At 50.2% G+C, this 21529-nt stretch carries 21 protein-coding genes; 5 read left to right on the top strand and 16 right to left on the bottom strand.

The features are described 5' to 3' along the window. Positions 1-147: 147 nt before the first annotated feature. The gene (locus JSQ80_RS22390) at positions 148-843 is read left to right on the top strand and encodes a response regulator (protein WP_206096739.1); all 696 of its coding nucleotides are present in this window, start codon (positions 148-150) and stop codon (positions 841-843) included. After that, entirely contained in the window at positions 836-2134 is a 1299-nt protein-coding gene (locus tag JSQ80_RS22385) for a sensor histidine kinase (protein WP_206096738.1), read from the top strand. Before JSQ80_RS22390 ends, JSQ80_RS22385 begins: the two co-directional genes overlap by 8 nt. Before the next feature lie 98 nt (positions 2135-2232). On the opposite strand, the gene JSQ80_RS22380 is transcribed toward JSQ80_RS22385, so the two are convergent. The 10 genes from JSQ80_RS22380 to JSQ80_RS22335 all read right to left on the bottom strand — a co-directional run bounded on the left by JSQ80_RS22380 (position 2233) and on the right by JSQ80_RS22335 (position 14102). After that, positions 2233-4197 (bottom strand): AraC family transcriptional regulator, encoded by a 1965-nt coding sequence (locus tag JSQ80_RS22380; protein ID WP_206096737.1) that lies wholly within the window; start codon positions 4195-4197, stop codon positions 2233-2235. A 363-nt stretch (positions 4198-4560) separates the two neighbouring features. After that, on the bottom strand, positions 4561-4953 hold the full coding sequence (locus tag JSQ80_RS22375) for a DUF488 domain-containing protein (protein WP_206096736.1): 393 nt from the start codon (positions 4951-4953) through the stop codon (positions 4561-4563). Positions 4954-5113: 160 nt separating this feature from the next. Then, positions 5114-5806 (bottom strand): respiratory nitrate reductase subunit gamma, encoded by a 693-nt coding sequence (gene narI, locus JSQ80_RS22370; protein ID WP_087432128.1) that lies wholly within the window; start codon positions 5804-5806, stop codon positions 5114-5116. 14 nt (positions 5807-5820) lie between these two features. Next, entirely contained in the window at positions 5821-6477 is a 657-nt protein-coding gene (gene narJ, locus JSQ80_RS22365) for a nitrate reductase molybdenum cofactor assembly chaperone (RefSeq protein ID WP_087432127.1), read from the bottom strand. A 3-nt stretch (positions 6478-6480) separates the two neighbouring features. Next, positions 6481-7974, bottom strand: a complete 1494-nt coding sequence (gene narH, locus JSQ80_RS22360; protein ID WP_206096735.1) for a nitrate reductase subunit beta — start codon at positions 7972-7974, stop codon at positions 6481-6483. Further along, positions 7964-11647, bottom strand: coding sequence for a nitrate reductase subunit alpha (locus JSQ80_RS22355; protein WP_206096734.1), 3684 nt, complete (start codon positions 11645-11647; stop codon positions 7964-7966). Before JSQ80_RS22355 ends, narH begins: the two co-directional genes overlap by 11 nt. A 16-nt stretch (positions 11648-11663) precedes the next feature. After that, the gene (locus JSQ80_RS22350; RefSeq protein ID WP_087432124.1) at positions 11664-11924 is read right to left on the bottom strand and encodes a hypothetical protein; all 261 of its coding nucleotides are present in this window, start codon (positions 11922-11924) and stop codon (positions 11664-11666) included. A 153-nt stretch (positions 11925-12077) separates the two neighbouring features. Further along, on the bottom strand, positions 12078-12398 hold the full coding sequence (locus tag JSQ80_RS22345) for a hypothetical protein (RefSeq protein ID WP_206096733.1): 321 nt from the start codon (positions 12396-12398) through the stop codon (positions 12078-12080). After that, positions 12382-12852 carry a hemerythrin domain-containing protein gene (locus tag JSQ80_RS22340; RefSeq protein ID WP_240463759.1) on the bottom strand — a complete coding sequence of 157 codons (471 nt, stop codon included), beginning with the start codon at positions 12850-12852 and terminating at the stop codon, positions 12382-12384. Before JSQ80_RS22340 ends, JSQ80_RS22345 begins: the two co-directional genes overlap by 17 nt. Further along, positions 12849-14102: a nitrate/nitrite transporter gene (locus tag JSQ80_RS22335; RefSeq protein ID WP_336245799.1), complete on the bottom strand. Its 1254-nt coding sequence runs from the start codon at positions 14100-14102 to the stop codon at positions 12849-12851. The genes JSQ80_RS22340 and JSQ80_RS22335 overlap by 4 nt, the downstream gene beginning before the upstream one ends. 230 nt (positions 14103-14332) lie before the next feature. Between JSQ80_RS22335 and JSQ80_RS22330 the strand changes: the two genes are divergently transcribed. The 3 genes from JSQ80_RS22330 to JSQ80_RS22320 are packed head-to-tail and all read left to right on the top strand — an operon-like array spanning position 14333 to position 16213. Continuing rightward, entirely contained in the window at positions 14333-14716 is a 384-nt protein-coding gene (locus tag JSQ80_RS22330) for a GntR family transcriptional regulator (protein WP_087432122.1), read from the top strand. Further along, a complete protein-coding gene (locus JSQ80_RS22325) occupies positions 14709-15560 on the top strand; it encodes an ABC transporter ATP-binding protein (protein ID WP_206096732.1) in 852 nt (283 codons plus the stop codon). The genes JSQ80_RS22330 and JSQ80_RS22325 overlap by 8 nt, the downstream gene beginning before the upstream one ends. A gap of 5 nt (positions 15561-15565) precedes the next feature. Further along, on the top strand, positions 15566-16213 hold the full coding sequence (locus JSQ80_RS22320) for an ABC-2 transporter permease (protein WP_206096731.1): 648 nt from the start codon (positions 15566-15568) through the stop codon (positions 16211-16213). A gap of 832 nt (positions 16214-17045) precedes the next feature. Here JSQ80_RS22320 and eutH read toward each other — a convergent pair. From eutH to JSQ80_RS22290, 6 genes are all read right to left on the bottom strand, one after another. Beyond that, on the bottom strand, positions 17046-18155 hold the full coding sequence (eutH, locus tag JSQ80_RS22315) for an ethanolamine utilization protein EutH (protein ID WP_206096730.1): 1110 nt from the start codon (positions 18153-18155) through the stop codon (positions 17046-17048). A 247-nt stretch (positions 18156-18402) separates the two neighbouring features. Then, on the bottom strand, positions 18403-18948 hold the full coding sequence (locus JSQ80_RS22310) for a BMC domain-containing protein (RefSeq protein WP_087432118.1): 546 nt from the start codon (positions 18946-18948) through the stop codon (positions 18403-18405). Beyond that, positions 18941-19216, bottom strand: a complete 276-nt coding sequence (locus tag JSQ80_RS22305) for a EutN/CcmL family microcompartment protein (protein ID WP_019420793.1) — start codon at positions 19214-19216, stop codon at positions 18941-18943. Before JSQ80_RS22305 ends, JSQ80_RS22310 begins: the two co-directional genes overlap by 8 nt. A 15-nt stretch (positions 19217-19231) precedes the next feature. Further along, complete coding sequence (locus tag JSQ80_RS22300) at positions 19232-19927, bottom strand: ethanolamine utilization protein (RefSeq protein ID WP_206096729.1); 696 nt, start codon at positions 19925-19927, stop codon at positions 19232-19234. An 18-nt stretch (positions 19928-19945) separates the two neighbouring features. Continuing rightward, positions 19946-20581: an ethanolamine utilization phosphate acetyltransferase EutD gene (eutD, locus tag JSQ80_RS22295; protein ID WP_087432116.1), complete on the bottom strand. Its 636-nt coding sequence runs from the start codon at positions 20579-20581 to the stop codon at positions 19946-19948. Between the two features lie 13 nt (positions 20582-20594). Next, positions 20595-21407, bottom strand: a complete 813-nt coding sequence (locus JSQ80_RS22290) for a cobalamin adenosyltransferase (RefSeq protein WP_206096728.1) — start codon at positions 21405-21407, stop codon at positions 20595-20597. Positions 21408-21529 lie beyond the last annotated feature (122 nt).

Genomic DNA, 21529 nt, shown 5'->3' with positions numbered 1-21529 from the left:
GATTAAAGCAGCGCACAGAAAACATATCCGCAACCGATGGGGAGAAAGCCCTATGGTTGCGGATATTGTCGCAGCAACAAGCGGCTCGCTCCAAGCCGCAGATTGCCGATTCGTTCGGCGCTTATGACATCACAATGGGGGATGCACGTGCGAATATTAATGGTTGAAGATGAAAAGTATATGGCCGAAGCCATTGAACAAGTCCTGAAAAAAAGAAATTACAGTATTGATTTGGCGTTTGACGGCGAGTACGGCTTAGACTGCGGCCTTTCCGATATTTATGATATTATCATTCTCGATATTATGCTTCCTAAAATGGACGGCATCCAAGTTCTGAAAGAATTGCGGGAAAACGGCATCCAAACTCCGGTGATACTGCTGTCCGCCAAGGGCGAAACCGAAGATAAGGTTGAAGGTCTTGACAGCGGAGCGGATGATTATTTGGCAAAGCCTTTTCAGTCGGAGGAACTGCTGGCCCGATTGCGTGCCTTGGGACGCCGAAAAAATGTGCCGATCAACGATAGCATTTTACAATATGGAGACATTGAACTCGATCCATTCTCTTTACACCTCGGCTGCGGGAACAAGAACTTCAAGCTAACCTTAAAAGAAAGTCAATTGCTAGAGCTTTTGATCAGCCGACAAGGAATTATTGTATCCAAGGATTCCATCATCGAGAAGCTGTGGGGTTACCAAACCGATGCGGAGGATAACCATGTGGAAGTCTATATCTCTTTTTTGCGCAAAAAATTAAGCCATTTAAAATCTGAGGTTCGGATTCAAACCGTGAGAAGTGCAGGCTATCTATTAAAAACGTCAGAAGATGGGAAAATCTATGTTTAATCAACTGCGTAACCGGCTTCTATTGCTGAATATGTCCATTATTTCTATTGTGATGATTGGCGCCTTTGCCGTCATTTATTTGACGACGTCTAACAACATACACACCGAAAACCAAAATAAATTGGAATTGTTATCTTCCAAACCAAACGCGGCTTATCTTAACTTGTTGGACGCCACCACAAGAGAGAAGATAGTCATCGGTATCGCTCCTTCCGAATCTTCCCTTTCTTTCAATATGATTATCAATTCAAATGGAGATATCGTGAAAGTCATCTCACATATTGATATGCCGGAGGAAACTTATTTTAAAGCAGCCGAGCTTGTCCGGAGTGGGAAAAAGGGGATCAGCATGATCTCTCTCGATGAAAAACGGTGGCAATATCAAATCTCTCCTATGAACGGCACGCTTGTGTCTCATGAAAACGGAAAGAGGCTCATGATCAATGCGAACGGAGAACATTATCAGATTACATTTTTAGATGTAACGGAGTCCTATAACACCTTGATGGAGCTTTGTACGACATTATTTTTGGTAGGTCTCATTATGCTCTTTGTCATATTTGCCATTAGTCTTTTCTTCGCCAACCGGTCGATCGCGCCGATTGCCGAAGCCTGGGAGAAGCAAAAACAATTCATTGCCGATGTCTCTCATGAATTGAAGACGCCGCTTGCCATTATCAATGCCAATTCCGATGCCCTGCTTGCCAATGAGGGAGACACGATTCAAAGCCAGAGAAAATGGCTTGATTATATCAAGAACCAAACCGATAGAATGGGCAAGCTTGTGAACGATCTTTTATATCTCGCGAAGACAGAGGACACCAATCTCACACTGAATATTATACCTTTTGATATCAGCGAAATGGTAAACGATGTGATCTTATCGATGGAAGCGGTGGCGTTTGAAAAGGACATTACGCTGCTGCAAGAAGTGGAACCGAACCTAATCATAAAAAGCGACTGCGAAAAAGTGAAGCAGGTCATTACGATCCTGGTGGATAACGCTATCAAGTATACGGAGGAAAAAGGCCGTATTCATATTACGTTGAAAAAAACAAGGCATCAGCTCGCCTTTTCAATAAAAAACAGCGGCAAAGGCATAGCAAAACAACATCTGTCAAAGGTGTTTGACCGTTTTTACAGGGCTGACCCTGCAAGAACACAGGAAAATGGCGGTTATGGGTTGGGACTGCCTATAGCCAAAGCTATTATCGACAGGCTCGGCGGCACAATTTATGCCGTCAGCGAGGAGAATAACGGCGCAACCTTTACTTTTACACTTGGATTATAAGCGGCATATCGATGTGCAACGGCAACCCTCTGTGAAATAAGCTGAGCCACCCTAATTGGGCGGCTCTTTGAGCATACTGATGGATTGTAATCGGGCTGTCAATACTTCGACTGCGCTGTCAGCCAGTCCGCCAGTTCCTCGGTCTGCGACAACAACGCGATCGGATCGCTGAACCAAGAGCGAGCCTCATCCCAGACATATACGCGCCCCTGTCGGACAGCATCTAATTTCCCCCATATCGGATCAGCCTTGTATTCTTCCAGCGTCTTGGTGCCGGTCGTCAGCACAATATAGTCACCGGCGTAATCAGCCAACACTTCCATGGATAACGGGTGATATTTCTTCTGCATGATTTCGTCGGTGACTCCCGCCGGCGGCTTGCGGCCAAGCGCCTCGTAAATGGCCCGTCCTCCCCGGCCTGAAATACCGCCGAGTATGTAGACGGTTTTTTCCTGATCTTCTAATACGCTAAAGGTTGACTCTTGCGGAATTGCTTGAACCACCTTCGCTTTGGCAGCGGCTATACGAGCGTCATATTCCTCCAGCCAGGCTGATGCTTCTTCCTGCAAGCCAAGCAGTTCTCCGAAATACGCCACTTCCTCGTGAACGTTGTTGAATGTATCATAAGGAACGCTCACGGTAGGCGCGATCTTGCTATACTTCTCATATTGCTCCTGTTTCGTTGTTAAAGTGATAATAAGGTCAGGCTCCAACTCCATTACTTTTTCTATGGATTCGCCAACATTCTCGACTCCAGCTATCTTATCCTTTATATAAGGGTTTTCCATCAGCCATTCCGACGATCCGACAGGAGTCGCCCCCAGAGCAATCACACTGCCAAGATAATCTATAGCCACGATACGCTGCGGCTTAACCGGTATATCGACATCTCCAAATGGAGTAGACACCGTTTTGGTTGCGCCGTGGCGGGTCGATTCAGCCTGATTCTCCCCCCCTTGCTGTCCTGCTTCTGTCTGTTGCGCTTTCGTCGTATTGTTCCCCCCGTTTGCTTCATTCGTATTCGCCCCTCCTGTGCCGCAAGCACTGAGCAGCAGCGTGAGGCAAAGCAACACGGCAGTTGCCATAGACGCTTTTGACCTTTTGTACACCGTAAAATCTCCCTCTCCGTTATATTGATAATGATTTTCATCATCATTAGAAATATAGCGCTGGGCGACCCGATTCACAATGGGGAATTTTAATGATTTTTTTGCAGGATGTTGTACCTTGCCGTTGGCATACTTGTGATTTTTGTACTGTCCGGGAGCCATTCCTGCATGCTTTTTGAACATCCGGTTGAAATAAAACAGGTCGGGATAGCCAACGCTGGCGGCAACCTCCTGCAGAGTGGCGTCCGTCGTCAGCAGTAATTCCTGCGCCCTCTCCATTCTAAGTTGAATCAGAAAATGGATCGGGCTGCACCCCGTCTGATCCTTGAACTTTTTGGATAAATACTGCGGGCTGTAATTCAACTGCCGCGCCATGGCTTCAAGGGTGATCGTCTCGCGGTAGTGCTCCGTTAGGTAACGAACAACTTGCCCCGACAAATCCAGGGTACTCGTTTCCATGCCCTGCCGCTGTATCTGCCATAACAATTCATAGACGAATTGATAGAACAGCGATTTCGCCTGCAGCTTTTCCAATGCCTCCGATCGTCTCCATGCGTCATGCATCTGCCTTGCCTTGTCCAACAAGATAACCGGATATTGCGGAGTGAACGCATATTGCTGTTGAAACGGATTTTCATGTTCAAGCATAAGCTGCAGCTCATGTCTGCTTGGCGGCAACGCCGCTTTATATAGAATCAGATAACATTCGAACCCATCCCTTGCCTCAATGTCCAGGCAGGCGCCTTTGCCGCCGTGCAATACGTGAAACCGCCGAACCATGTTCACATTGCCATTCAGCCAAATTTGCGCGCTGCCGCGTGCCGCAAACAAGAAGGCGCTGGCAGGCAAGCGATAAGCGTGCACTTGCTCCCTGCACTCCATCGCCATATGACGAACATCCATGACGTTAATTACCGCATGATTCCACAATAGGATATGATCTTTTACATTCATCTCACCGTGTCAATCCCTTTCCTCAATATCCCTCATGCTGCGCACGACCAATATCACCGCCGCAGCCGCTGTTTCCATTATAAGTGATAATGATTCTCATTAGTAGCACATTCTATCCAACTGACTGTGTGGGCTATTATGATGAGGAGCACGGGGACTATGCGAATCTGTGCAGCTTTGGGGAGTTCCTTGCGCATCCTGAAGTGTGCCCGGCAAAGATTCTCGAGGGAGAGCTCTAGTTGCATGGCTCCCCTGAATATTCAATAATTGATGACGGCAGTTGATCAGAAGCTGCTATTCAATGCTAGCACAAACACGGGCTGCCCCTAACCTTGGCAAGGTTAACGGGGCAGCCCATGTTCGTTATCGGGAAATCAACCACCGATGCAGCACGTTAGCATGGTTATGTACAGAGTCTTTGGCGGCATAGACCAGCGTAACCGACCTGTCAAGCGATATTTCACATATCCGATTGGCAAGCGTGCTCCGGTTGAAGTCTTCCTCTATTTCTCGAATATAACTTTCGCTAAATGCCTCGAACCTTGCCGGCTGGTGGCCGAACCACTTGCGCAGCTCGGGGCTTGGGGCGATTTCTTTCATCCACTCGTCGATGGCGGCTTGCTGTTTGGACACCCCGCGCGGCCATATTCTGTCTATCAGAATGCGGTATCCGTCTTCGGGTACGGGCGGTTCATAAATACGCTTCAATCGAATATTGGACCGTAACACCGTAATATCCGAGTACGAACTGTCCATGCTTCCATTCCTCCATGAGGTTGAATTAAATGCACAGCTCCCATTTTAGCTCCCCCGTGAATCCGAATCAATCAGGGAGTTCCCTCTTTCGCAGGCGGAAATAGTCTACCCGGAAAAAATCCGTAGTTTTCCTGTGCTAGCTGCCGTTTCAGCACCATGCTTATGTTCTGCGTTTATAGTGGTTCCTCGACCGGTACTGCTGAGGGGCACGAAAAGGATACCGGGCGGGAAAGGAAAACATGTGCACCAGCATGGTAAAAGGGATCGCAGCAAAGAGCAAAAACGCGGCGATCACATGGATTTGAAACAGCGGCGGAACGTCCCGCATCAATTGGTAATCAGGTTGAAACGCCAGCAAGCTGCGAAACCAAGGTCCGATGGTGGTGCGGTATTCATAAGCAACAACGGTCGTATTATAAACGATAGTCATGTACGTTCCCAGGACAGACACGACGAGAACGAGAATGACTGTAAAATAATCGGCAAAGGAAGATTGAGCTCGTAACCGGCGGTTCGTCAGCTTTCGTATCAGCAGGATACCCAATCCGGCAACAATCATGAGCCCGGCCACGCCGCCGCCGGCAATGGCAAAGAAATGGTACAGTTCGTCCGTCACACCCATGGCTTCGTATACGCCCCGCGGAATCAGAACTCCCATGATGTGCCCGATGAAAGCAAACACGATCCCATAGTGAAACAACGGCGAACCGATTCGCAGCCATTTTTTTTCAAACAGCTCGGTAGATGGGGCTGTCCAGCTGACTTGACGGTACGCGAAGCGGAACAACAGCCCCACGATCATCACGGTCAGCGAAATGTATGGGACAACAACCCACCAGAAAATATCGGCCATTGATGAACCTCCATTCATTTGCAGATCTTCAAGTCTGGCAGGGAGCAGCCTTGTCTTGCCGTTCCGTCCATTCCGTAGAGGATAGGAAAGGGAAGTTCATCCAAATCTGCCTCTTCCCTCTTCTGCTCAAGGAGCGAAATGTCTTCGGTGGAAGGAACCCCAAATACGTTCTGCACCAGAAGGTCGAACAACTCCGTATAGGGATGGCCGGTTGGCAGTTGATCCGACACCCGTTTCGTGGCCACGGCGAGGCGGCGCTTCAAGGCTTTCAGATGCACGTTGTCCGGAGCCGCCGCAAGAAGTTCGTACAATGCGGGAAGGTAGTCCGCCAGTTCTCCTTCCACCGGCTCGAACCCTGCATCATTCAGGATGTTCTGAAGCAGAACGAGCGCGGCCCCTCGCTCCCGGCTGTCCCCCCATTCGTGAGCTGTCAAATACAGCCCGGTATTTTCCTTCCAGTCAAAGGTCTGCACATACTGTTCCTGCAGCTCCCTCAACGTTAGTTCGTAAAGGGGAGCCATTGCCGTCAGGAGCCGCTCGCGGATCCCGTCCAACTCCGCTTCCAAGCGAATGGCGGCGGCCAGTTCTTCCCGTTCATTGGGGAAATCATCATGGGGATATCCCAAGACTCGCGATACCGCCAAGAGAATGAAACGCTGCTGTTCTTCCACGATTTACACTTCCTTCCGGAATGGGCGTGTCACGACGCCCTCCTGCGGTGCAATGCCTTCCAAGCTGCATGCTCCCTGCTTGTAATAGAGATCATCTTCCATCTCCCGCCGTCCGGTGGGGATGACGAACCGCTCGCTGTATTTGGCTACTGCAAACAGGCGCGCCATATCTTCGATCTCCTGGGCGGACAGTCCCGCTTCTTCGATTAGCCGGCTTAGCTTCAATTCGTCCATGCCACCCACTGCCCTGTTACGCATATGCACGCGCATCGCAGTCATCTTGAGCAACACTCGGCGGATGACGTCCGTATCGCCTGCCGACAGCAGGGAAGCCAGATATACCATTGGAATGCGCATTTGGTCCACCGCCGGGATATAGTGGTCCGTCTGCAGGTCTTCCTCCTCAATGTGATTCATGATGGGGCTCAGCGGAGGGACATACCAGACCATCGGCAGCGTCCGGTACTCCGGATGCAGCGGCAGCGCAACCTTCCACTTTACGGCCATCTTGTAGACCGGAGACTGCTGCGCGGCCTCAATCCAAGCATCATTGATGCCGGCCCGGTGCGCTTCCTTTATCACTTCAGGATCGAAGGGATCAAGGAATACGGAGAGCTGGGACTCGTACAGATCCTGCGGGTTTTCCACCGAGGCAGCTGATTTCACTTTGTCCGCGTCATAGAACACGACGCCGATATACCGCAGTCTGCCGACACACGTCTCGGAGCAGATGGTAGGCAGACCGGCCTCCGTCCGCGGATAGCAAAAATTGCATTTCTCGGCTTTATGAGAATTCCAGTTGTAATGGACTTTATGGTAAGGACACCCGTTCATGCAGAACCGCCAGCCGCGGCAGGCCTCCTGGTCCACCAGCACAATGCCGTCCTCTTCGCGCTTGTATAAAGCCCCGGACGGGCACGACGCAACGCATGACGGATTCAGACAGTGCTCGCAAATCCGCGGGAGGTACATCATGAACGTTTTCTCGTACTCCATGGCGATGTGCTCCTGAAGCTTCCGCACGTTGGGATCCATTGGAACAATCTCGCTGCCGCCCGCTAAATCGTCGTTCCAGTTCGGTCCCCACTCCGGCTTGTCCATGAACTCGCCGGTAATCATGGATTTCGGCCGGGCGACCGGTACATGGTTTCGTTTGGGACTATGAATCAGGTTATCGTAATCGTAGGTCCACGGCTCATAGTAATCGTCAAGCGTGGCCATGTCCGGGTTGTAGAAAATGCTCGCCAGTTTGGTGATCGGGCCGCCCGCGCGGAGGGCCAGCCTGCCGTTCTTCAGCACCCAGCCGCCTTTATAGCGGTTGGTGTTTTCCCACTCCGTGGGGTAACCGGGACCCGGCCGGGTTTCCACATTGTTGTACCAGACATATTCCATACCGGGCCGATTGGTCCACGTATTTTTGCAGGTGACCGAGCAGGTGTGGCAGCCGATGCATTTGTCCAAATGCATCACCATGGCAACTTGCGCTTTAATCCTCAAGCCAGTCAACCTCCTTGAGCGGTCTGATAATGGTAATCGTGTCTCTCTGGTTGCCTGTCGGCCCGTAGTAATTGAACCCATAGCTCAACTGCGAGTACCCGCCGATCATATGGGTCGGCTTTACCGAAACACGGGTGACACTGTTATGGGTGCCGCCCCGCTGCTTATTGATCGCCGTCCCCGGCACGCCCATGGTGCGGTCTTGGGCATGGTACATGTACACGATACCCTGCGGGATGCGGTAGGTGGTGACAGCCCTGGCGACGACGGCACCGTTCCGGTTGTATATTTCAATCCAGTCGTTATCTTTGACGCCGATGGACGCCGCATCCTTTTCATTGAGCCACACGACCTGCCAGCCTCGGAAAAGCGTCACCATCTGCGTGCTTTCGGTGAACATCGTATGGATCCCCCACTTCTGGTGAGGGGTCAAATAGCGGATGGTGATTGACTTCCCGTCATTCGGCACTTCCTTTTCTCCATTCAGGAAAGGGATATGAGCGAGTGGCGGCAGATAGAGCGGCAGCCCCTCCCCGAAGTCCAGCATCATCTCGTGGTCCAGATAAAAGCTTTGCCGGCCGGTCAAGGTCCTCCACGGAATGCGGTATTCCGTATTAAGGGTAAAGGGAGAATACCGCCTGTTGTCTTTCTCCAATCCGCTCCAGACAGGAGCCGAAATGGCTGTGCGCGGCTGCGCGGTGATGTCTGCAAGGGTGAAGGCGTCCTCCTCCCTTGGCTCCGCGATCTCAGCGAGCTTCTTTCCGGTCTTGGCCTCCAGGGAACGCCACCCTTCGACGGCCCGCTTGCCGTTGGTTGCCCCGGACATGAGCAGTATCGCTTCTATCGCCTGCTTGTCCGAGTACAAATCGGGATATCCCTGACCCACTCCTTCCCTGCGGGAAATACCGAGCCGCTCTATCAGTTCTTCGTATACATGCTCCCCCGGTATCTTGACACCCTTGGAGCCGTAGCCATTCTTGATGTTCGGGCCGATAGTCGTCATTTTCCGGTAGACATTGGGATAATCACGCTCGACGATTTGAAAGATGGGCATCGTTTTACCGGGTACCGCTTCCGCCTCGCCTTTGCGCCAATCCCGGATTTTGCCGTGAACCTGAGCGATTTCATGTGGCGTATCGTGGGCCAGGGGGGTCATGACGACATCCTCGCAGACAGGCAGGTGCTCTTCCGCCAGCTCCGAGAATACTTTTGCAATTTCCCGGAAAGCGTCCCAATCGCTTTTGGCCTGCCAGGGCGGCGTAATCGCAGGATTGAACGGGTGCACGTACGGATGCATGTCCGTGCTGCTCAAATCAAACTTCTCATACCATGTCGCGGCAGGCAGCACGATATCGGAGAAGAGCCCCGAGCTTGTCATCCGGAAATCAATGCTGACGAACAAGTCCGTTTTACCTTCTGGAGGCACATCGTACGTATGGACATCTTTGGGTCGCCAGGAATTCCGGGTGTCGGTCAGCACTTGATTCTCCGATCCCATCAGGTGCTTGGCAAAATATTCGTGGCCTTTTCCGCTGTCGCCAAGCAGATTGGAACGCCAATTGAAGAACACCCGCGGGAAGTTGCGCGGATCTTCGGGATGTTCTATGGACCATTGGATCTCCCCGGTCGCCGCCTGTTTGGCGATGTATGCAGCTGCCTCCTGATCCGTGGCCGCGCCCTTCTCCCGGGCTTCCCGCACCAAATCAATGGAGTTTTGGGAGAACTGGGGAAACGATGGAAGCCAGCCGAGCCGGGCAGCCAGCGCATTGACATCGGCCGGATGCATCTTGCTGTAGCGTCCGCCCCATGGCGTTGCCTGTTCCTCGTTGACATGAGCTTCGTAACGGAACTGCTCCGTCGCAAAGTAAAAGAAGGACGTGCCGTTCATTAGCCTGGACGGTTTGGTCCAGTCGTTTGCGAAGGCAACTTGCTGCCAGCCTTCCAGCGGCCGAACCTTCTCCTGGCCGACGTAATGAGCCCAGCCTCCGCCGTTAACGCCTTGGGAGCCGGTCAGCAGCACCAAGTTCAGAATGCAGCGGTAAATCTGGTCGCTATGGTACCAGTGGTTGGTCCCCCCGCCCATGGCGATCATGGACTTGCCTCCGGTTCTCGCCGCGTTGTCCGCAAATTCACGCGCCACTTGGATGACGTGAGATTTTTTCACCCCGGTGATTGCTTCCTGCCAGGCCGGCGTGTACGGCTTCGGGTCGTCGTAATCCGCCGGGTAATCGCCGGGAAGGTTCCGGCCGACGCCGACATGCGCCATCATGAGATCGAACACCGTCGCCACCTTGAGTTCTTCACCGCCCGGTCCGTTCAGGTGTTTCACCGGAACGCCGCGGCGAACGACTTCTCCTTCTTTTTCCGCAAAATAAGGAAAATCGACCAGCAGCGTTTCATCCGCTTCATGAAGAAATGTCAACTGCGGTTCAACGGCTGTGCCCTCTTCCCGCTCCAGGTCCAAATTCCACCTGTTTCCCCGATCCCAACGAAACCCCTGGCTTCCGTTCGGGATATAGGGTGTTGCCTCGGCAGCATCCCATATAACGGTTTTCCACTCCGCCAATTCTTCTGCATACCCCAAGTCGGACGCGCGCAGAAAACGGTCAGAGCGAATGAGACTGCCGTCCTCCTTAATAAGGACGAGGAACGGAAGATCAGTGAACGTTTTGACGTACTGCTGGAAATACGGGATTTCCCGGTCGACGTAGAATTCCTTCAAAATGACGTGGGTCATGGCCATAGCAAGCGCACCGTCCGTGCCGACGCGGGCAGGAAGCCAAATATCCGCAAATTTCTCATATTCCGCGTAATCGGGGCTGACACCCACCACTTTTGTTCCGTTATAGCGGGCTTCGACCATAAAGTGGGCGTCCGGCGTCCGCGTCTGCGGCAGATTGGTTCCCCAAATGATGAAATATTTGGTGTTGTACCAATCCCCGCTTTCCGGCACGTCCGTCTGCTCCCCCCAGATTTGCGGGGATGCTGGAGGCAAGTCGGCGTACCAGTCATAAAAGCTGAGAATGGTTCCCCCGATCAGGGACAAAAACCGGGTGCCAGCCGCATAGCTTACCATGGACATGGCAGGAATCGGGCTGAAACCTACGATCCGGTCAGGACCATAGGTTTTAATGGTATGGATGGCTGCGGCCGCGATCATTCGAGTAGCATCGTCCCAGTCCGCCCGGACGAATCCGCCCTTGCCTCTTCCGTCTACGTAGCGCTTGCGCTTTTGCGGATCGCTGACAATGTTTGCCCAAGCCGCAACTGGATTGTGTCCAAGGCTGAGTTCTGCTTTCCACATTTCCAGAAGATCGCTTCGTATATAGGGATACTTCACCCGGATCGGGCTGTAGGTATACCAAGAGAAGCTGGCTCCGCGGGGACACCCCCGTGGTTCGTATTCGGGAAAATTCGAGCCCGTGGTCGGGTAGTCCGTCTGCTGGGTTTCCCAGGTGATGATTCCGTCCTTCACATAGATCTTCCAGCTGCAGGAACCCGTGCAGTTGACGCCGTGAGTGGAACGGACGACCTTATCGTGCTGCCATCGGCCGCGATACAGGTCTTCCCAATCCCGGGGCCTAGGGCTTTCTTCCGTCCAATCTTGATTGATGCGCCCTCCCCGCTTTAGATGCTTAAGGGATTGAAGCAGTTTGTTTTCCTTGCTGCCCAACGTTCTTCACCCTTCCTTAAAAGTCATTCCCTAAGGGGTTAAAGCGCTCGCCCAACAACCGGTAACTACCTTCGTCTTCCTGCAGTTCCTCCTGAAACACTTTCCATTCCGGCACGTTGCAAGCGGCTAGGATCAGGCGCTGCAGCCGGTTGAAATCCTGGATTTGTTCAATCGTTTTCGTGGTTTCGGCCGGAACCGTTCCAAAACGGATAGCCAAGAGCGCAAGCAAATCTTCCCGATCCTGCTTGAGAAAAGCCTCTTCCTGGTTGACCTCCATAACGTCTCTCCTTTCGCTTATCTAGTCCGTGTTCAGGTCGGTTTTCAGCACCGAGAAGGTTGCAAGAACTCGAAGCATATGCTCTTCGAGAGTGAATGCAAGATTCGATGCCGAATTAACATCTTGTATAACTTCGTGATCAAAGCCGGCCTTTTAGGGTTTCATCCGTTTGAAATAGTCATCAATGAGAGACTTCTGGATGGCTTCTCCCGAAGTGCGGAAAAATTCGGTGATCCCCGGACTCTCCGCCTCTATCTCTTCCCAGGTGAAGAAACAGTCGGCCATTCGAGCCAAATTCTCGCCGAACCGCAGAGTGACGGTGGCGCCTTCCGGTGCGCGAACCATCCCCGCTTTTACGTCGTAGGGATGAAGGTGCTGCTCCTGCAACACCGAGATCAGCAGTCGGTAAAGCCTCGCATGGCCAGCGATCAAGAGCATTTCCGGGCAAAAGGCGGGTTCAGCTTGTCTTTCCATATTCACTCACCGATACTTCTATTTCCTGTTCAATCATTGTCTCTTCGTCCCGGTTATGCAGCATGTCGATGTGAATCAGCGCATGGAAGCGGTGGCACACTTCTTGGGTAGCTCCTGCATTCGCCAGCAGATCCTTAATGTCCCTAACCAGATACCGCATCAGGTTGTGATCCCTCGTCAGAACGAGGACGGCGTCCCTCAAGTGAGGCTTCATTTCAATAGCTTCTTTGTATAGCCCCTCCTCCTCGCTTTGCGCGTGCTGCAAGGTACGGGATTCCCAATGCTCTATCATGAGATAGGCGAGCTCGAGTGCCTTGTCCGGTTGGCCGGCTTTTATACAGCTTTCGAGAAGTTCCGTCAGTTCCTTCGCTTCCTCCAATGCTGCCTCATGAATGGCAGAATGGCTGTCTACGTGCCTTAGGGCAGGGCCTGTGCCTGTCATACCTTTTTTCATGGCTGTTCGCCTCCTTTACCGTGTGAATCCCGGTGTTGGGATTCCGTATGTGGGGGATGCCGAGGCTGGATATCAGCTTCGGTAAGTGTGTAATTTTGTATTCTGGCTTGAAACGACATCCAAAAGACGAGGATCAAGCTGGCCAATGCCGACTCGGAAAGCGCCATAAAGCCGATGGAATAATGGCCGGTCCAACTGTACAGAAGGGTTAGAATCAATGGAGGGAAAAATCCACCGAGTCCGCCGGCGGCTGATACGATGCCGTTGACAATTCCCCCCTGCTTGGAAAAGTGAAGAGGAACCAGCTTGAATACCGCCCCGCTTCCTACTCCTGCACAGAGGGCAACCGTCAAGCATCCCAAGGTAAACAACGGCATATTTAAGACAAAGGAAAGCAAGATCCCGGATACGGTCAACCCTAAAAATACGAGCTTTAGCACGAGAAACGGATTGAGTTTATCGGAAAGAAATCCGCCTACCGGCCTTGTCAGAGTGGCCAGCACGATAAAACCGGCCGTGCGCAGGCCTGCGTCAACTTTTTCTAAATGAAAATGAGAAACGAAGAAGTTAGGCAGATAGATCGTGAACGCGACGAAGGATCCGAATGTGATGAAATAGAACAAGCTTAGAAACCACAGCTTTTCGTTCTTATAGACCTGTCTGAACTGTTCGCGCCATGAATTACGGACCTTCGGTTCATGCCGATCTCCCAAGAACACGTTCAATAGGGCAACACCGGACACCAGCACCAAATACGACTGGACCGCCCCTCTCCATCCAAACGCATTCGCCAGCAGGGGAGCGCCAAAGGTCGTAATCGCAGTCCCCATATTCCCTATGCCGTAAATGCCGTTGACCGTCCCGTGCTTTTCCTTGGGATAGTACTTCGGTAAAGAGGTTACCCCGATGGAGAAGGTTGCCCCCCCGATTCCGAGAAAAAAGCCGCTGAGGATCAAATCCAGAAACGTCTGGGCTATCGACAGATAGGCAATGGGAAGGAGCATGGCCGCAAAACTCACCGCAAACAACAGGCGGGCTCCGAACCGGTTTGCCAGAAAGCCCGCCGGAATACGCAGAACGGATCCCAAGATAACGGGGACAGCCGATGCCCAGGCCGATTGCCCTGCCGTGAGAGGGATATCTGTTTTGATGTACGACAACAAAGACGAAATCAATACCCACACCATAAACGAAGCGATTAAGCTTGCGGTTTGCAGAGGAAGCTGGATCTTGGGAACCACTGTGTTCACTTTTGTTGTTCACTCCTGCTCAAGGTTATGGTATATAAAGAGACGTTTGCAGATCTGGGTGTATTCCAACATTTACTTTTTTAATATGACCTTTCCATTACTTGTTTAAACCTCTAAGATGTACGTCTGCCGGAATATAAGCTCATATCATTGTGTTGTTGACAGCGGCGCGGCATCTGTATATGATGTGTATGTAGGAAATACACAGTTGTGATTTTGATGGAGGTTAAATGAAAATTATTATTTCCAATACATCCGATTCACCCATATATCAGCAGATAAAAGAACAAATAAAGGATGCGATACTTTATGGGGAATTGAAAGAGGGCGAACTGCTTCCATCTATCAGGGCACTAGCCAATGATCTGAGAGTGAGCGTTCTTACAACCCGAAGAGTATACGACGAGCTCGAGTCAGAGGGTTTTATTACAACCAAAGCAGGCAAAGGCTCCTTTGTAGCCAAAGAAAACCTGGAACTTCTGTTGGAATCAAGGCGGCATATGGTCGAAGTAAAGCTCACTGAGGCTTGGAATACGGCCCGTTCGCTCGGGATTAGCAAAGAAGAATTGATTTCAATGATGGGCTTACTGTTTGAGGAGGGCGAACATGAATAACATTTTAGAGGTTAAGGGACTAAAAAAAGATTTGGGTGCCTTTAGCTTGCAGGATGTCAGCTTTTCTTTGTTAGAGGGTTGCATTACTGGATTCATTGGTGTAAATGGGGCCGGTAAAACCACAACTATAAAAACAATCCTTGGGCTGGTGCTGAAGGATTCGGGAAGCATTGAATTTTTCGGCAAAGACATGAACATGAATGAACGGGAACTAAAGAATCATATCGGGATCGTATTTGATGAGGGATATTTCTATGAAGAATTGACATTGGCAGAAATGAAAAGCATTATTGCGCCTGCCTATTCAAATTGGGAAGAATCGGTTTTTCATAAGTACATGGAACGCTTTGGGCTGCCACTTAATCAGAAAATCTCTACATTGTCCAAAGGCATGCGCATGAAGTACGCCATAGCATTGGCGCTTTCCCATCATGCCGACATATTGATTATGGATGAACCAACAAGCGGACTTGATCCGCTGGTACGAAGTGAATTGATGGAAATATTATTGGAGTTTATGGGGAATGGCGGAAAAGGCGTGTTCTTTTCTTCCCATATTACCTCTGACCTTGAGAAAGTAGCTGATGTCCTGATTTTAATTGATAAGGGCAGAATCATATTGAGTGAGGAAAAGGATGTATTGCTTGACTCGCATGGCTTAGTAAAAGGAGAAAAAATGGCGCTTAATGACCAAACAAGAGAATTATTTTTAACGTTGCGCGAAACCAATTATGGCTTTGAGGGATTGACAAACAACAAACATGCCGTTAAGCAGCAAATGAACCATGTGCTAATCGAAAAGCCGACTATTGAAGATATTATGCTGGGCTATGTAAGGAGGTAATCGAAATGTTGTTTCATCTAGTGAAAAAGGATTTCCTGCTCTCAAAAAGATATCTGAAAGTGATGCTTATCGCTTCATTTGCGATTCCCATTTTTATGACCTTTAAAGTTGATTTTATAAGCGGAGGTTTTTTTCCATTTTTTCTAAGCACTCTTTATATTCAGTATCTGCTGTTCAATTCAGTATCGATGTTCGAATATAAATACAAAGGTGCTGCGCTCCTATGCGCAACTCCTTATACACGCAAAGCATTAGTAAAATCAAAATATTTATTTTTATTGACCATTTTTGTGTGCTGTTATATCGTATACACAATTACTGCCTTGCTTATTTCGGGAAAGATAGAGATGCTGAGCATTTCGGAATTTGGATTTTCCTTATTCATCTTATCTATTATATTTGGGGCAATTATACCGATTCAATACTACTTCGGTTATGAAAAATCTAAATATATATTCATGTTTTTTATTTTTATAACACCGTTTGTGTCTCCCTTCATAATAAAGGTAATGCAAACCAATAATATTAACTTCCAAACGACGCTTCCTTTTCCGAAGATCGTTCAAGATTTATTTCCATGTTTACTGGCGCTGGCAATAGGCCTACTATCTATGACAATATCTATACGCATTTATTCTAAAGAGAACTTATAATTATAGTTAGACTTTGGCGGGCAATCACTCGGGGAGCAGCAAGCCGCCCCGGGCCTGCCCTCCATGCCCTAGCCCAAGCTTCACTCGTGCGGCTCACGTTTTCACCACGCTTCTGGAACAAGTTCTATTTATCGATTTTACTCAATGATTGTTTTCTTCGATAGAAAGCTGCCAAGTCCGCAGTGTGCAGGAATCCCGCTCAGCTCTAACCGCCACCTACCGTCATTCTAATTCTGAATCTATATTATTCCAATGCAACTCTTGAAGTGCCCGCCTCAGAATCTCTGATTCCTATTATATTTTCACTTAAAAAAGGATGCCTTCATTTATTGGAGTTTGTACGGACTCTTCGTATGAAGAACTGAAAGCTTCTGGAGCGGGACAGCGTCTTCAACTGCAATTGTACAGTTGAAATTACCTTATTCTCGTCATTTGTCACGCTAGAATGCAAATGTGCAGTATATTTTCTCATATTCGATTAAAAAGCAACATTCCCTCGCTTTAAGCTGCATATTTGCAGTTCAAACGCCGAAAAGGGCGGTATTTGACCCACACAACTGAACATATGCAGTTCGGAAGCTCCGCTCCGCCATGTCACCGTCGAAAAAATGCGCTTCTGAATTGGTTGGCCTCATGTTCGATTACATTAAGGAAGATGTGTTCGCAATTCAAAGGCTTGCCCGCGCCGAGATTCGCCGCTGCAAAAAGCAAGCACAAAAAAATATGCCCCGCAGCCGATTGCTCGGCATGCGAGGCACCAATTATGAGAGAGTCCTATATTGGAGAGAAAGCCATTAGACTACAGAGCAGCGGCTTGCATAGCAATCTGGCCTTATGCGGCCTCCTGCTGCCCTTCCTTCGGTTCAGGAGCCATTTTCTTCGCCAAAAATACAGCTACGAAAATCGCCGTAATCCCGCCAACGAGCTTCCCGACAATCATCGGGAAAATCATTTCTTTCGCTACCCCAGCCGTAAAGCCGAGGTGATCGCCGAACACGAATGCAGCGGACACGGCAAAGGCCACGTTGATAACCTTACCCCGCGCATCCATGTCTTTCATCATGCCGAACATCGGAATGACGTTGGCAAGCGTAGCCACCAAGCCCGCCGCCGCGACTTCGTTCATGCCAAGCATCTTGCCCAGCTTCATGAGCGGCTTGTTGAACACCTTCGTAATGACGAATACCATTGCAAAGGCTCCTGCCAACACTATGGAAATATCGCCAACAATTTTAATTCCTTCTTCAATAGGCGCAAGCCCCGGAATGATTGTGATATCCGTCAGCTGCTGCGTAATGCCAACCGCGAGTCCTAGCGTCGCTACGATAACAATAAACTGTCCAAAGATCGTGAACCCCTTGATCATGCCCTGCGGGAATTTCCACAAGCCCAGTACGATAAGTACTGCGAATAAAATAATGGGCACCAAGTTAGACAAAATCATCGAGAGCGAATAGCCAGCCACCAATCCCCCGATCAAGCAACCGAGTGGAATCGTGACGATACCAGCCAATACGCCTGTAGCCAAATACTTCTGATCTTCCTTCTTGATAATGCCAAGCGCAACCGGAATGATGAATACAATAGTAGGTCCAAGCATAGCCCCTAGAATCGTACCCGCGAACAAGCCCGCTTCCGGATTTTGCGCCAACTCCTGTGCCAGCGAGAATCCGCCCATATCATTTGCTAGCAGCGTAGTCGCAAACATGGCAGGGTCAGCTCCCAGCGCGCTGTACAATGGAACGACAATCGGGCTTAGCACCTTGGCCAGTACCGGCGATAGGGAGATGATCCCCACCATGGCCAGCGTGAGCGAACCCATGGCCATAATCCCCTCATCGAATTGGTGGCCCAACCCGAACTTGTACCCGATGCACTTGTCGATGGCACCGAGAATCATGAATATAACCATGCCGTATATGATGATTTCATTAATCTCCACGAACGTGCTCCTCCATTCTTTCATTATGTGATCAAAAGCGAGCTTTTCTTCCAGCTTGTTTCAACTTCCTTCCAGCATGTTTAAAAAGACCGGTTTTCAGCACCGAGAAGGTTGCGTGAACTCGAAGAAGGAGCAGCGCAGTGTAGGCGAGACTACATGAGCAGCGGACTTCGAGAGTGAACGCAAGATTCGATGCCGAGTTGCTTCCAGTGTCACTTCGTGATCAAAAGCGGGCTTTTTAAACTTCCTATCGGAAGTGTTGTTTGATTTCCTCGGTCGGGGAAGGTATCACGGTATGATGCACAATCCGCTTTTGATCCATGGAGGATACGAACACCTTCATCCCCTGCTCGACATCGCTGACACTTCCGGTGAACACGGCGAGGAACTTGCCGCCAATCGCCATGCCGAGGTTCATTTTTTTCACATGAATATCGCACTGCTTCAAAGCCTCATTCAATGCAAAAATACCGGAAGACACCGTAGATGTCTCCACGATTCCAAGCGCGTCGACAGGCTGAGAAGAATTAGGTCGCTTCAACCCCTCTACGATGTCAGGATGCACGCCGTGCAATTCAAAATCGCTGATTCGGAATTCGCCCGCGTCCTCCCTTGCTGCATCCATCGCAGCCTGTACGTCTGCGGTGTCGCCGCTCATCATGATGAGGAACTTGCCCGGGCAAATCGGCTTCATATGATGCACGTTGACTGGAGAAGTCTTCAGCATGCGGTCTGCTGTCTCATATCCTTTGCTTATGCTGCGCAGCTCAACAACACCAATCGCACTAGTCATGGGCCACCTCGATGGAATCGACGATGCCGACAATGACTGCGTCAACAGGCACATCCGAATTGGCAAACGATGCTCGGGCAGCGCTTCCAGTCGTCACGAGCACGGTATCTCCAATGCCGGCTCCCGCGTTATCCGCAGCGACGAAGTAGTCGCGTTGAACAGGTTCATCGTTATACGATAACGGCTTGACCACCAGGAAGGTCAGACCATTCAGCTTGTTGTCTTTGCGGGTAGCCCATAGGCTTCCCGTAACTTGTCCCACGATCATAGCTTCACCCCGCCGTTATCTTCTGTGCACTTGCATCTGCTGCATGCGCAAATAATCCTGAGCGAGCGGCGTTATAATGCTGTGCCGATCAATGACAATCTCTTTCCCGTTTTGGAGACGGTATTTTTTCAGTTCCGCTTCGGTAATGACTTTACGATTCAACACTTCCGGGTGGAGCGGCGCATCAACAGATTCGATACTTCTATCAACCTGAGCAACCGCCGGAGCCCGGCTATCCTCCATACAAGTCGCAAGCAATTCCTGTTCTTTGACCACCCGGATGCCGTAGCTGTTCAGCCTGTCCGCAAATTCGTCGTACAGCTTGTACAATAGGACAGGTGCTGTCGACTTATATTTGCGATAAAGCAGTCCTTCCTCGATGGCAACAACCTTCCGCCCCTTCAACAGCATCGTCAGCACGAACCGTTCACGCGGGCCTGCGCTTATACCGTTAGCGAGGTTGGACAACAGTTGAAGACACAGCTTCGGAATGATCAACACATCGCAATCTCTAAGCGATTCGTCGTAATAACGCACCTCATATTGCTGATCCAGCATGCTCTCCAGTTCCGGTACCGGTGACACAGTCAAAAGGACCGCTTGCTTCTTGGGCACGGCCGGTTCGTCCGTCTGTCCCTGCCCCAACCGTTTGATCACTTCAGTCGTAACGGCTTCAATGATCGCAGCCCGATCCAGAGCTTCTATGTTCATTTTTTCACGCTCCTAAACCTAGATGCTCTTCTTCAAAATTTTCCCCTTCGTCCCTTTAGCAAAGCCGCATGCGTTAGCCTCGTCATAGTCGATATGCATATATGTTTCATAGTTGGAGCTGACTCGAACCAGCACATCGTCGAAAATGAGAGGTCGCTTGCCGTATACTTTGACCTGTACGATTTCGCCGTTCTTCACGTTGTATTTCTCTGCGTCTTCCGCCTTCACGTGAATATGCCGCTGAGCTGCGATTAATCCTCGCTCCAACCGAATCATATTGCTGCCCGAAGCAATCACGATGCCCGGAGTTCCTTCCAGCTTGCCGCTTTCTTTCACGGGAACAGGTACTCCCAACACGACTGCATCCGTATGCGACACCTCTACCTGCGATTCCTTGCGTTCAGGACCAAGCACGACGACATTATGCAGAGCGCCTTTAGGCCCGATCAGCGTAACGCGCTCTTTGCATGCATATTGTCCCGGCTGGGAAAGATCCTTTGCTTTCGTCAATTGATAGCCTTCGCCAAACAATGCATCAATCGCCTCGCGGTTCAAATGCACATGCTTGCCGGATGCTTCAATCTCGATGCAGGCTTCATCCTGCACTCGCTTGACCACTTCATTGATAATGCTTTCTACCAATTCGTTATCCACTATGCTCACCTCATCAGTTGTACTGTCCAACACGGATGCGGAACATGATAATCCAGAACAAGGAGGACAGCCGGTTCAGCGTCCGAATGATATCTTCGCGCTCCGCTTCTCCGTGTTCTTTTTTGAAGGCTTGGTAAGCCAACAGCTCCGTCTCCCTCGTCAATGTGCGCAACGCATTTATGACAACAACCGCTTCGCCCATATCATAGCTGGGTTGAAAATGTTCCAATCCAAAGTATTTCTTGGGAAAATGGGACTGCTCCCGCAGCTCCTTAGCCGTCATCCCAAGCAAATGAAACTCTTCAATGCTTTCATTCAGCACTTCACACCGTACGATTCGCCGCACGAATTGCAATATTTCTTCCAAATCATCGACCAGCTTGGTCATGTTCAGCTTGAAGCAGCTGATTTGTGCTTCCAGTAATTTCGTTTCCAATGAATCCAGCTTGCCGCGGAATAATATCCGGGGATGATCTTTAAATACAAGCATATTTCCATACAAATGCGTCATATGCTCCGGCTTCGTTTCCAAAAATCCGCCATATAGCGTACGAAACCGTTTCTTTCCTTCAGATGCGGGTTCAACATCCAGGTTTTTGGTGATTTGAAGCTTGACTTCCTGCTTGGGCACCGGCGAATCCACCGTATCTGCATCTGCCCCAGGTTCAGGAGTTTTCACATATCGAAGCTCAATCTGATGATCGGTCAAAAAGCTCTTGGCCGATGGCGTCAGAATCGTCCCTGCTGCCGTCTCATAAACGGCAACATCCTTCAAATTCTGATTTCGAAAATGCTTGCGCAGTTCGCTTTCCGTAATCACAGCCATGTTCTCACATCCTTCTAGTGCGAATGCGTGTTAAACTACTTCTCATTGCGCGATCATCCTGCCCGTTACAGCCAAGGTAAATCGCGATAGTCGGGAAGTGGAATGCGGGCCAAAGCCCGCAC

The organism is Paenibacillus apiarius (assembly GCF_017052585.1).
GTDB lineage: Bacteria > Bacillota > Bacilli > Paenibacillales > Paenibacillaceae > Paenibacillus_B > Paenibacillus_B apiarius.
The sequence above is the reverse complement of the archived record's forward strand: the minus strand, read 5'-3'. Positions and strand labels throughout refer to the sequence as shown.

Coding starts and splice junctions, on each gene's coding strand:
- JSQ80_RS22290 (WP_206096728.1), bottom strand. CDS start 21,407: ATGGCTGTGATTACGGAAAGCGAACTGCGCAAGCATTTTCGAAATCAG.
- narI (WP_087432128.1), bottom strand. CDS start 5,806: ATGGCCGATATTTTCTGGTGGGTTGTTGTCCCATACATTTCGCTGACC.
- JSQ80_RS22375 (WP_206096736.1), bottom strand. CDS start 4,953: ATGGACAGTTCGTACTCGGATATTACGGTGTTACGGTCCAATATTCGA.
- JSQ80_RS22330 (WP_087432122.1), top strand. CDS start 14,333: ATGAAAATTATTATTTCCAATACATCCGATTCACCCATATATCAGCAG.
- JSQ80_RS22385 (WP_206096738.1), top strand. CDS start 836: ATGTTTAATCAACTGCGTAACCGGCTTCTATTGCTGAATATGTCCATT.
- JSQ80_RS22300 (WP_206096729.1), bottom strand. CDS start 19,927: ATGAACATAGAAGCTCTGGATCGGGCTGCGATCATTGAAGCCGTTACG.
- JSQ80_RS22345 (WP_206096733.1), bottom strand. CDS start 12,398: ATGGAAAGACAAGCTGAACCCGCCTTTTGCCCGGAAATGCTCTTGATC.
- JSQ80_RS22310 (WP_087432118.1), bottom strand. CDS start 18,948: ATGACTAGTGCGATTGGTGTTGTTGAGCTGCGCAGCATAAGCAAAGGA.
- JSQ80_RS22325 (WP_206096732.1), top strand. CDS start 14,709: ATGAATAACATTTTAGAGGTTAAGGGACTAAAAAAAGATTTGGGTGCC.
- JSQ80_RS22320 (WP_206096731.1), top strand. CDS start 15,566: ATGTTGTTTCATCTAGTGAAAAAGGATTTCCTGCTCTCAAAAAGATAT.
- JSQ80_RS22305 (WP_019420793.1), bottom strand. CDS start 19,216: ATGATCGTGGGACAAGTTACGGGAAGCCTATGGGCTACCCGCAAAGAC.
- JSQ80_RS22350 (WP_087432124.1), bottom strand. CDS start 11,924: ATGGAGGTCAACCAGGAAGAGGCTTTTCTCAAGCAGGATCGGGAAGAT.
- JSQ80_RS22340 (WP_240463759.1), bottom strand. CDS start 12,852: ATGAAAAAAGGTATGACAGGCACAGGCCCTGCCCTAAGGCACGTAGAC.
- JSQ80_RS22380 (WP_206096737.1), bottom strand. CDS start 4,197: ATGAATGTAAAAGATCATATCCTATTGTGGAATCATGCGGTAATTAAC.